Here is an 11738-nt window from a genome sequence, read left to right on the forward strand (position 1 = left end):
CGAGTGCGCTGGCACTCGTGCATGTCTGGAGGTTTGGTATGGTCGACACACCCCCTGAACACATGTCCCTGTGGATCGCGACGGCACCGGGCCCAACGTTTCCACGACTTCTCGGGGACCTCACCGTCGATGTTGCCATCCTCGGCGGAGGCATCGCTGGCCTGACCACCGCCACGCTGCTCAAGCAGGCGGGAAAAACGGTTGCGGTGATCGAAGCGGATCAGGTGGTCCGGGGCGTGACCGGATACACGACCGCAAAAGTCACCGCCCAGCACAACCTGATCTATGCCGACCTGATCGACACGTTTGGGGAAGATGCCGCCCGCATCTATGCCCATTCCAATCAGGCTGCCCTTGAGCGGATTGCCCAATTTGTCGCGGAAGATGGCATTGACTGTGATTTCGAGCGCAAGCCGAACTACTGCTACAGCGAGTCCGCCACCGATCTCACCATGCTGGAGGAGGAAGTCACGGCAGCGCAGAACCTCGGGCTGCCCGCCTCCCTGGTCACGGCAACCGGCCTGCCCTTTCCGGTGGCTGGCGCACTTCGCGTCGACCATCAGGCCCAATTTCATCCACGCAAGTACCTGCTGCAGCTCGCGGCGCGCATTCCAGGCGCTGGCAGCTTCATCTTTGAACATACGCGGGCGCTGGATGTCGAGGAGAGCAACCCCCATCGGGTGATTACGGATCAGGGCGTGCTACAGGCGCAGGATGTCGTGGTCGCGACCCACTACCCGATCCTCGATCGCGGGCTGTTCTTCGCCCGGGTGTTCCCCCGCCGCGAATACGTGATCTGTGTGCGGGCCAACGAAGGAACCGATCCGCACGGCATGTATATCAGCATCGGCGAGCCAACCCGATCCGTGCGGACCGCGCCCTCGCCCGACGGTCTCCTTCTGGTGATTGGCGGCGAAAAACACCGTCCCGGGGAGGACCCGGACACGAACGCGAGGTACCGCCAGCTTGAACACTTCGCGCGCGAACGCTTCGGCTGCGATCAGGTCGTGTATCGGTGGTCGACCCAGGATACCTATGCCGTCGATCGAGTGCCGTATATCGGTCGCTTGCGACCGGGCGCTGACCATCTCTATGTGGCGACCGGATTCGGTGCCTGGGGCATGACCAATGGCACCCTCGCTGGGATGATTATTGCGGATGCGATCCTAGGCGTGGTCAATCCCTGGGCCGAACTATACTATCCGAGTCGCCTCAACCTGCGGGCATCGGCGGCGAAACTGCTGAAGGAAGGGGCGAATGTTGCGCGGCACTTCATTGGGGATCGGCTGGCAGGTGGCGAAACGTTCCCCGATGCCATTCCTCCTGGCGAAGGCGCCATCGTTAACCATCATGGCGAAAAGGTGGCTGTCTATAAGGATGAGCAGGGGAAGCTGCATGGTGTTTCGCCGGTCTGCACGCACCTCGGCTGCCTGGTTGGCTGGAACACCGCTGAGAAGAGTTGGGATTGTCCCTGCCACGGCTCGCGCTTCGACGTGACCGGTCAGGTGATTCACGGCCCGGCGGTTGCGAATCTTGCGCAGCAGAACCTCGCTGACCGTTCGGGCATGGCAGCGTATCGCGACGGAACCGAGGATGACCGTGCGTAGCGATTCAGGTCAGGCCCGCCTGAAGGGCGATATGCTGCGTGGGGCAGTCGCTCGTGATGGTGCCTGGCAGCGTCACGCAGACATCGTTGCCGCCCTCGTCGGCCTCAAGATCGGCAATGAGCTGCCTAGTTGAACACGGCATTGCCTATAGCTTACTGGCGGCAACGGGCGACGGAGGCGGTACGACCGGTAGGTAGGCTCGCGCTGGTCCGGTGCAGAGCCGCTCCGTAGTGGTGCCGTCGTCCTGGCCTCAATCGCGCACCCCGCGCTCACCATCTCGCGTGCGGACCTGCGCACGACCGGGTTGTCGACGCGTCGGCGGATATGCTAAGATAGCTGGATGAGCAATCAACAGCAACCTCGTCGAAGGCCGACGAGCAGCGCGGTCGGGGGATTGTTCGTCCTGATCGGCGCACTCCTTGTGGCCTCCACCGCCCACGCGGCGGTTACCATCTCACGGGCGGAACTCAGCGGAACAACGCTTCGGATCGAAGGCAGCGCGACCCCCAACCGCACGATCACCGTCGATGGCGTCACCATGGGCACCAGCGATGGTGGCGGCAGATTCCGGATAGAGCAGCGGAGCTTCACCGCGCCCGCCGACTGCACGGTCGACGTCAATGACGGATCGACCAGCCCGACGGCGGCGCGCTTGTCCGGCTGCACGGTCAGTTCGCCACCCTCGTCGTCCTCGCTCTCGCTCGCGTCGCTTACCGTCAGCCCGACCGATATCGCCGGCGGGGACGCGGCGACCGGCACCGTCACGCTCAGCGCCGCCGCGCCCACCAGCGGCTTTGTGGTCGACCTTACCAGCAACAACACCGCCGCGGCAACCGTCCCGCCGAGCGTCACGGTCCCGGCGGGGTCCGCCCGCGCGACCTTCACGGTCTCCACCCTCGCCGTGACGAACGCGCAGTCCGCGACGATCATCGGGACCGTGGGCGGAGACTTCAGCACCGAGCGGCATGCGACCATCACGGTCTGGAATCCGTTCCATTTCGCGCATGGCAGCGTCTCGCTCGCGCGCGGAGGCGGGGGCGAAGGACGAGTCACCTCCCAGCCCCCAGGGATCGACTGCACCTTCACGAGAAGCGGCACCAGTGGGACCTGCGGCAACGTGTTCTATCCGGTCGACACGCAGGTCAAGCTCGAGGCCCGACCCGCAGCCAGCTCGGCGTTTCGGGGCTGGGAATTCGAGGTCAGCTGTCCGAATGCGCCCAATGTAACGGTGGCGCGTGGCACCGCCCATATTTGCCGACCGGTCTTCGTCCTCAAGTAGGCGACACGCGTGGTCGTTCACGCACGGCGGCTGCTTGGTGGGCTGGCCTGATCGACGAGTCCAGCGCGCTGCATGCACAACGCTCTGGAGGGGAACCCGCCGTCACCGGTACAGCGGAGAGCCGGCCTGCTGAGACCACCCAATGTCCGAATGGCGCAGGACCCGGCCCGTGCGACCGGCAGCGGGCCTATACCCTCATGGGCGATCACCGCTCCATCCATCAGCGCCGACGGCGGCGGGATGACCGGCGCGGCGATGGGTCGAACTGAGTGGTAGGCCCCTCGGTGCACAGCTGCTGCACCATCCGCTCGACACCCTCCAGGCCCACCTCGTCGATCACATACTGGAGGATGGCCTCGTCGATCCCGTCCTGCGCCGCGCGTGCCGTCGGCGCGTGATACCCCAGGACATGATCGTCCCGCTCCGCCCCGCGCGGCCTGCTGACCAGCGCGGTCTGCACCACGGCGCTCCGCGGTGGCACGTCCTCAATCGCCAACCGCTCCAGCGGGTGGCCCGCGGACAGTGGCAGTTCCAGATAGGGCTGACCAGCGGCGTCCCGGCCAAAGCGTGCGGCGGTCCCCAGCGGCACCAGCCGCTCGTGTTGGACGAGGTAGTGCGCCGCGACGCTCCGGAGCACGGCGCGATCCGTCGCCGGTCGGGTCGCAGCTGCGGCGGTGGCATCCGGCACGACGCGGCCACGCGTGCGGCCTGGCCGCAGCTCGGGTGGCTGTTTGGGTGATTCATCCGTCGGATCGTCGGCCATCGGTCCTCCTCACCCTGCGGCGCGCAGGACATCATGGTGTGTGGCACCGCGCAGTTCCCGGCGAGCGCCATCGAGCCCGTGTCAACCGGGGCAGCGTGGGGCCGGTCGCGCGCGAACGCTCCCTGATTCCCGCGCGATGCCCGTGCATCAGTCGAAGAGCGATCCCGTGATGGGCAGCACCGACGCGGGATGTTCGTAGCCGTCATCGACCGGCAGATCGCGCCCTTGGGCGGCGGCCAGGGCGAGCTGATCGCAGCGCTCGTTCTCGGGATGGCCCGCGTATCCCTTGACCCAACTGAACGTCACCTGGTGATGCGCGACCACTTCCAGCAGCAGCTGCCACAAATCCGGATTCACAGCGCGGTCTTTTTTGGTGCGCATCCAGCCGTTGGCCCGCCAGCGCGCCGGCCAGCCCTTCGTCATCGCCTCAACCACATACTCTGAGTCGCTAAATACCGAAACAATGCAGCGCTCCTTCAAGGCGCGCAGCCCCTTGATGACCGCGATCAACTCCATGCGATTGTTGGTCATCAAGCGAAAGCCGCCAGAGAGTTCTTTAGTCCGCTCGCCAAATTTCGGGACCACGCCGTAGCCGCCCGGACCGGGATTGCCGATACAGGCCCCGTCGGTTAAGATGGTCACCTCCCTGAGTTCCGTGGTCATCTCGTTCCCCGCGTCCAGCTCACGAACCCTGCGCGAGCATCGGCTATTGTACCGTGTTGACTAACTCTCGATAATGCTCGTTCTTTGGAGTAAGATGTGCTATACTAGCCCTCGTGCTGGACGAGTCACCCGCTGATCGACGAACCGCAGGATTGCGAGAGAGGATGGTACGCATGAGCCGTTTGCCCGACACCCCCGACACGGCGTTGGCCCGCGTCGAGCCGCCGGTGACTGAGGTCATTGTCGAGCTGCCGCAGCCGCCCACGCGACCACCGTTGCCGCCACGCACGCTGGCCGACGTGCTCGCCGAGGTCATTCTACGTGGTCGTTCAGAGCACACCCGCCGCGCCTATCGCAGCGACCTCCAAGATTTCTTGATCTATCTCGGTCACCACGTCACGCTGCCCGACGATCCCGCCGCGCTCCAGACCTCGCCGGACCTGGTGCTGGAGATCCAGGCCGCCCTCAGCCGCATTCAGCAGGTCACCGAGGCAGACATCAGCGCGTATATCCGCCACCTCTCTGCTGGCTTGAAGCCCGCCACGATCAGCCGCCGCCTCACGCCCTTGCGGCTGCTCTACAACCGGCTGCTGCGCTACCATTTGATCGCCCTCAACCCCATGGAGGAGATCAAGAAGCCGAAGGTCAGCCCGCACAGCACGACGATCTATTTGAGCCGCCAGGAAGCGCGGCGGCTCGAAGACGTGTGTCAGGGGCCGACGCTGCGCGACCTGCGCGATCAGGCCTTGATCGTGCTGATGCTCTCGACCGGCCTGCGCTCCAGCGAAGCGCTGGGGATTACCTTCGACGATCTGGCCGAGATCGATGGCCACCGCGTGGTGTGGATCACCGGCAAAGGCAACCAGCGGAATCGGGTCAAGCTCAAGCCGCGGACGTGGCAGGTGCTGCACCGCTACCTTCAGGCACTCCGGGCAGAGCAGATGACGAGCGGCGTGGTCTTCCGCCGCCTGCGGCACAAGGGGCGCGATCCCGAACAACCGCACGCCCCTCGGCGCTACGCTGTCCACGGGCCGCTGACCTATGATGGCCTCAAATACATTTTGCAAATGCGCTTCACCGAGGCGCGGCTGCACCTCAAGCTCGATCCTGACGCCCACGCACATGTAGATCACGACGGCAAACCGAATACGGCGCAGCAGGCACGACGAACCAAGGTGACGCCGCATGGCCTGCGCCACACCTTCGTCACCCTGGCCTTGAAGGGTGGCGCGTCGCTGAGCAAGGTCCAGGCGGCGGCGCGCCATGCTGATCCGAAAACCACGATGCGCTATGCGCACGATCAGGATGCCCTGGATGACAATGCCGTAGATTACGTCAACTGGTAATCGCGCAGCAATCGGCGAGTCACCTCCCTGGTCACGCGCTGACCGCTCGTGCGCCGCTGTTCATGCCGGAGCTCAGGCAGGCCGGAGCTGGAGCATCCAGCCGGTGCTGTCCAGAAACGCCTCCCCTGCCGTAGCGATCTCGTCGGACGTGAGTGTGCCGCGATAGCGCGCCACCACCTCGCGCCGGTCCTGATGGAGCGATGGCGACCCCGCGAGCGTCGCATGGCTCGGCAGCACCCGTGGACCTCGGTTTCGAGCGTGCCCTGATGCCCGATGGGATGGACCTGTACGTGTCAGCCAGTGCGCTCGTCCACCGCCCGGAGCTGCTCGGCGTACACCCGACCTTGCCCTGCGCGCCCAGGACGATAATAATGTGCGCTCGTCCACCGCCCGGAGCTGCTCGGCGTACCGCTCCTGCGCGCGCACGGGGAAATGAACGTGATACCCTACAGGGAGGGGCAGGTAGCCTCGTACGTCAGTGACAGGAGGAGCACCGTGAACTTGCACACATTTCCCCGCTATCGATTGACCTTTGGCCCCACACCCATGCACCCGTTGGAACGCTTGAGCGCCCATCTTGGCGGCACGGTCGAGATCTTCGCCAAACGCGAAGACTGCAATAGTGGCCTGGCCTTTGGCGGCAATAAGACGCGCAAACTGGAGTATCTCGTGCCGGACGCCCTCGCGCAGGGCTGCGATACGCTGGTGACGATCGGGGGTATCCAATCTAATCACACCCGTCAGGTCGCGGCGGTCGCCGCCCATCTCGGCATGCGCTGTGTGACGGTCCAGGAAAACTGGGTTAACTACGCCGATGCCGTGTACGACCGCGTCGGGAACATCCTGTTGTCGCGCATCATGGGAGCCAATGTGCGGCTCGTCGACGAAGGATTCGGCATCGAATTCAAGCAGAGCTGGGAGCAGGCGCTGGCGGATGTGCGCGCGGCGGGCGGTAAGCCGTATGCGATTCCTGCCGGTGCCTCCGACCATCGCCTCGGTGGGCTGGGGTTTGTCGGCTTTGCGGAGGAAGTCCGTGCCCAGGAGCGCGAGCTGGGCGTGCGCTTCGACTACATCATCGTGTGCTCCGTCACGGGCAGTACCCAGGCCGGAATGATTGTCGGATTCGCGGCGGATGGCCGGGCCGATCGTGTGATCGGCATCGATGCCTCCGCCAAACCGGAACAGACGCGCGACCAGATCACGCGCATCGCACAACACACGGCCGAGCTGGTGGAGCTTGGTCGGCCAATTGTCCCAGCCGATGTGGTCCTCGACACGCGCTACGCGTATCCTGAGTATGGCCTGCCCTCGCCGGAAACCCTGGAGGCGATTCGGCTGGCTGCCCGGTTGGAAGGCATGATCACCGACCCGGTCTACGAGGGCAAGTCGATGCAGGGCATGATCGATCTGATCCAGCGCGGCGAGATTCCAGCCGGTTCGCGCGTCCTGTACGCCCATCTCGGCGGAGCCCCGGCGCTGAATGCCTACAGCTTTCTGTTTCGCAATGGGTAGCGCACCGGGTGCCGGGTATCGGGTCGCGCGTGGATGGCGCTGGCGTGGAGCCGCGATCCTGTGTGATCTGGCTATCCAGTACATCGGTTGCTCTGCGGTCGCCAGACGAGTCGCGCGGCCTAGCTCAGCGTGATCGCTTCCACTGATGCGCCGCACCGCGCAGCATGCAGCCTATACAGCGCGCCAGGCGGCGACGACCAAGCAGGATGACGAGCAGCCACTGGCGCGACCCGCGCCATCAGGACGCGCCGTTTGGCTTGGACGGTCGTCATCGGCACCCCGCACGGTCGGAATCGTCTCGGCGATGCGGTCAGCTTCAGGCCGGGGGGCGTCACCAAGCGAGCGCCGTTCCTGACGCCAGGGTGAGGTCGGGAACGGCGGACACGTGTTTCCTGATCACCGATGAGTCCAGGTGGCTCACGCGATGATCGGTGACGCGGCAAGCTGGGCTCGGAGCCAGTCGGCAACGGCCTGCACCTGGGGCGAGCGTAGCAGTGTGTAGTGCGTTCCCGACACCACCCCACAGGTCATCACCGCTGTGAGCGCGCGCCACTCCGCCATGAGATCGCTGCGCTGGGCCGTTGCCTCCGCCAGCAGCAACGCCACGGGTGGCGCCGTGCGGGCGGGTCGGTACGCCGCCAGCAGCGTCAGATTGGCGGCGAAGACGTGTGCGAGCCGTTGGAGCTGGCGGAGATCGAGATCGGGCGGCAGCACGCCTTCCATGTGGGCACGCTCCAACACCACCGCCATCCGCTCGTCTGCTGGCAGGGGCGCGAGTTCCGTCGCCGTGATCGGGAGCGAGGTGCCAAGCAAGCCGCCGAGATCGCGGAGGAACGCGGTGAGCAGGGTCAGATCGTCGAGCGGGGCAGCCTCGGCGATGGGCCCGCTGCTGTCGATCAGCGCCACCAGATCGATCGTCTCGCCCTGCTGCTGGAGCTGGCTGGCGATCGCAAAGGCGACGACGCCCCCAAACGACCAGCCGCCGAGCCGGTAGGGGCCGTGGGGCTGGGTCTGACGGATGGCGGCGAGGTACTCCTCCACCATCGCCGCCAGCGACTCGTGCGGCGTTTGATCCGGCTCGACGCCGCGTGCCTGCAGCCCATAGACGGGTTGATCCGGCCCAAGCAGCCGCGCCAGCTCCCCATAGCACAGCACCGTCCCCCCGATCGGATGGATCAGGAAAAGCGGACGCTGACTGCCATCTGGCTGCAGGGGCACCAGCGGCGACCAGGGCAGCCCAGGCGTGGTGTTGCGCAGATATTCCGCCAACTGCGCAATGGTCGGTGCCTGAAGGAGCGTGGCCAGCGGAATCGCCCGGCCGAGGCACTGCTGAATCTCCGTCATGAGGCGCACGGCGAGGAGCGAGTGCCCGCCCAGTGCGAAGAAATTGTCTGTGACACCGACACCATCGTGTCCCAACACCCCAGCCCAAAGTTCCGCCAGCCATACTTCCCAGGGATCGCGCGGCGCAACTGCCGCCACCGTTGGTGCGAACGCGGTCGCGTCAGGCGCGGGTAAGGCGCGGCGGTCAATCTTGTTACTGCTGCTGAGCGGCAGCGCGTCGAGTACCACGATTGCTGCCGGGACCATGTAGCTCGGGAGCCGCGATTGTAAGACGACGCGGAGATCGGAAGCAAGGCGCTCACCCGAGGCTTGTGCCGTCCCCTTACCAGGCCGCGTGTCATCCGGTTGGGGCATCCCCCTGGCTGCGAGGGAAAGAAGATCTCGTCGGTCCCCGTGTTCCTGTGTTCCTGTGTTCCTGTGTTCTACGACATAGGCCACCAATCGCTCGTCGCGGACGACGACCACCGCATCACGCACGGCCTCATGCGTCCGCAGCACGGCTTCGATCTCACCAGGCTCGATGCGGAAGCCCCGGACTTTAACCTGCTGATCCACCCGACCCACGAACTCGATCTCACCGTCGCCGCGGAAGCGGGCTAGATCTCCGGTTTTGTACAGCTGCGCGCCAGGTGTCGGGCTGAACGGATCGGGGATGAAGCTGGTGGCGGTTAGATCGGGGCGATTGAGGTAGCCTCGCGCGAGACTCGCGCCGCCGATGTGCAGCTCGCCGGGAACGCCGATCGGCTGTGGCTGAAGCCGCGAGTCCAGAATGTACGCCTGGATGTTGCAGAGCGGCCTGCCGATCGGTAGCTCGCGGCTGGCGAGCGCGACATGGTTCGGTCCGGCGATGATCGCTCCGGTGACGACGACCGTGGCCTCGGTCGGGCCGTAGGTGTTCACCACGGTAACGACATCACCAGCCCGCTCCCGCCACTGCGCCAGGCGGTCCGGCAGCGCGCGCTCGCCGCCGATGATCAGCAGCCGCAGCGTCGCGGGCAGCGCGACGCCAGGGTCGAGATAGGCCGCGACCTGATGCCAGTAGGCGGTCGGCAGGCTCAGCACCGAGATCTGCCACGCGCCGCAGGTGCGCAGGAAGGTCGTGGGCGTTTCCAGCATCTCGTCGGTGCGCAAGACCAGCGTCGCGCCGCAGGTGAGGCAGGGATAGATCTCCTCGGCGCTGGCGTCGAAGGTGATCGAGGCGAATTGCAGCACCCGATCAGCAGGCGTGATCCCGTAGAGCGCGTGCGCGGCCTCGGTGTAGTTGACCAGCGAGCTATGCGCGATCAGCACGCCCTTGGGCGTGCCCAGCGATCCCGACGTGTAGATCACATAGGCCAGATTCGCCGGGTCAACGCGCACATCGGGCGCAGTCGTCGGCAGCTGGGCGATGGTAGGCCACGCCGTATCGAGGCAGATCGCCGGAAGATCGCTCTCCGGCAGCCGCTCGCGCAGGTCCGCCTGGGTCAGCACAAGCGCGATCGCGGCATCCTGAAGAATAAACTGGATATGCTCCTGGGGATAGCCCGGATCGAGCGGCACATACGCGCCGCCCGCTTTCAGCACGCCCAGCAACGCCATGATCAGATCGGGCGTGCGCTCCAGGCACAGCGCGACTCGCGTTTCCAGGCCAACGCCGCGCTCGCGCAGGTAATTGGCGAGTTGATTAGCCCGCCGGTCCAGCTCGGCGTAGCTCAACGAGCGATTCTCGCCGACGACCGCAATGGCGTCCGGTCGCCGCGCTGCCTGGGCTGCGATCAACGCATGCACGCTCTGCTCCATGACAAGAGAGCGTAGATGGACTCCCTGTGCCAGCACCTGCCGATACTCCGTCTCGGTCAGCAGCGGCAGTTGATCGATCGGCTGGTGCGGATCGTCCACCACCGCGGCGAGCAGCGTCTCCAGGTGTCCGACCATCCGCGCCATTGTGTCCGGCGCAAACAGATCCCGGCGGTAGGTGAACTCACCTCGCAGCCCACCGCGACTCTCGCTCACGGTCAACGTGAGGTCGAACTCGGTGGCCAGCGGCTCGACGCCGAGCGGTTCCACCGTCAGATCCGGCAAGGTCATGCTGAGACGAGGCGTGTTGTGGAGAACAAACATGACCTGGGTCAGCGGATGGCGACTCAGATCCCGCTCCGGCTGCAACTCCTCGACCACCATCTCGAAGGGCACGTCCTGATGCGTGTAGGCGTGCAGCGCCGTCTGCCGCACCCGCGCAACTAAGTCGGCAAAGCTGGGATGACCCGCCAGATCAGTGCGCAGCACCAGCGTGTTGACAAAGAAGCCGATCAGCTCGTCCAACTCCGGGCGCACACGTCCGGCGATCGGCGTGCCGACCGCGAGGTCGGTCTGTCCACTCCACCGCGCCAGCAGCACCTTGAGCGCGGCTAGCAACGTCATGAAGAGCGTCGCGCCCAACTCCTGGCTCAATCGGCTCACCGCGTCGGTGAGGGCCGCCGAGATCTGAAACGCGACGCTCGCACTCTGCTCCGAGACCGTTGCTGCGCGTCGATAGTCTGTTGGGAGATCCAGCGGCGCGAGATTTGCCAGGTGCTGCCGCCAATAGCCGAGCTGCTGATCAAGAACCTCGCCCTGGAGCCACTGCCGCTGCCACACCGCATAGTCGGCATACTGGACCGGCAGCGGTGGCAGCTCGATCGCTGCTCCCTGCGCGAACGCCTGGTAGCACGTGATCACCTCATGCAGCAGCACCTCCAGCGACCAGCCGTCGAAGATGGCATGATGGAGCACCAGCGCCAGGATCTGATCCTCGGGCGCGAGTTGGACGAGGGTGGCGCGCAGCAGCGGTCCGTTCTGGAGATCGAAGGGGCGCTCAACCAGCGCCTGAATCACCTGGCGGATCGTTGCCTCGTCGCTGGCGGGTAGTAGCATAACGGGCAGTGGAACGGGACGCGGCGGCGCGATCTGCTGATACGGCTCCGGCCCCGTGTGCAGCGGATCATAGGCGAAGCTGGTGCGCAGGATCTCATGCCGGGCGACGAGCGCGCTCAGACTCTGCTCCAGCGCCGCGTGGTTCAGCGGCCCGCGCAGACGCAGCACGACCGGAACGGTGTACCAGGCCGCATCGGGCTGGAGCTGATGGAGGAACCACAGCCGCTGCTGTGCAAAGGAGAGCGGCAGCGGCCTGCCGTCGCGGGGAATCGGCACCAACTCCGGCGTGTCCTCGACCTGGCGTCCCACCACCTGGACAGCGAAGCTGGCGA

General features: G+C 65.6%; 9 protein-coding genes. 4 read left to right on the plus strand and 5 right to left on the minus strand.

Features of this window, described 5'->3' with window-relative positions:
* The first annotated feature begins 38 nt into the window (after positions 1–38).
* Positions 39–1607 (plus strand): FAD-dependent oxidoreductase, encoded by a 1569-nt coding sequence (locus VFZ66_23085; GenBank protein HEX6292091.1) that lies wholly within the window; start codon positions 39–41, stop codon positions 1605–1607.
* A gap of 4 nt (positions 1608–1611) precedes the next feature.
* On the opposite strand, the gene VFZ66_23090 is transcribed toward VFZ66_23085, so the two are convergent.
* A complete protein-coding gene (locus VFZ66_23090) occupies positions 1612–1749 on the minus strand; it encodes a hypothetical protein (GenBank protein ID HEX6292092.1) in 138 nt (45 codons plus the stop codon).
* Positions 1750–1947: 198 nt separating this feature from the next.
* Between VFZ66_23090 and VFZ66_23095 the strand changes: the two genes are divergently transcribed.
* Positions 1948–2886 (plus strand): hypothetical protein, encoded by a 939-nt coding sequence (locus VFZ66_23095; GenBank protein HEX6292093.1) that lies wholly within the window; start codon positions 1948–1950, stop codon positions 2884–2886.
* Between the two features lie 220 nt (positions 2887–3106).
* Here VFZ66_23095 and VFZ66_23100 read toward each other — a convergent pair whose 3' ends face one another.
* Together VFZ66_23100 and rnhA are read right to left on the minus strand one after the other, a co-directional pair.
* Positions 3107–3649, minus strand: coding sequence for a hypothetical protein (locus VFZ66_23100; protein HEX6292094.1), 543 nt, complete (start codon positions 3647–3649; stop codon positions 3107–3109).
* 147 nt (positions 3650–3796) lie between these two features.
* Positions 3797–4312: a ribonuclease HI gene (gene rnhA, locus VFZ66_23105; protein ID HEX6292095.1), complete on the minus strand. Its 516-nt coding sequence runs from the start codon at positions 4310–4312 to the stop codon at positions 3797–3799.
* Positions 4313–4485: 173 nt separating this feature from the next.
* On the opposite strand from rnhA, the gene VFZ66_23110 reads away from it, so the two are divergent.
* Positions 4486–5658 (plus strand): tyrosine-type recombinase/integrase, encoded by a 1173-nt coding sequence (locus tag VFZ66_23110; GenBank protein ID HEX6292096.1) that lies wholly within the window; start codon positions 4486–4488, stop codon positions 5656–5658.
* 72 nt (positions 5659–5730) lie between these two features.
* On the opposite strand, the gene VFZ66_23115 is transcribed toward VFZ66_23110, so the two are convergent.
* Positions 5731–5895 (minus strand): hypothetical protein, encoded by a 165-nt coding sequence (locus tag VFZ66_23115; GenBank protein HEX6292097.1) that lies wholly within the window; start codon positions 5893–5895, stop codon positions 5731–5733.
* Positions 5896–6153: 258 nt separating this feature from the next.
* Here VFZ66_23115 and VFZ66_23120 point away from each other — a divergent pair, with 258 nt between their 5' ends.
* Complete coding sequence (locus tag VFZ66_23120) at positions 6154–7170, plus strand: 1-aminocyclopropane-1-carboxylate deaminase (GenBank protein HEX6292098.1); 1017 nt, start codon at positions 6154–6156, stop codon at positions 7168–7170.
* A gap of 417 nt (positions 7171–7587) precedes the next feature.
* Here VFZ66_23120 and VFZ66_23125 read toward each other — a convergent pair.
* On the minus strand, positions 7588–11738 hold a 4151-nt coding region (locus tag VFZ66_23125), incomplete at its 5' end, for an amino acid adenylation domain-containing protein (GenBank protein HEX6292099.1).

The organism is Herpetosiphonaceae bacterium, from assembly GCA_036374795.1.
GTDB lineage: Bacteria > Chloroflexota > Chloroflexia > Chloroflexales > Kallotenuaceae > LB3-1.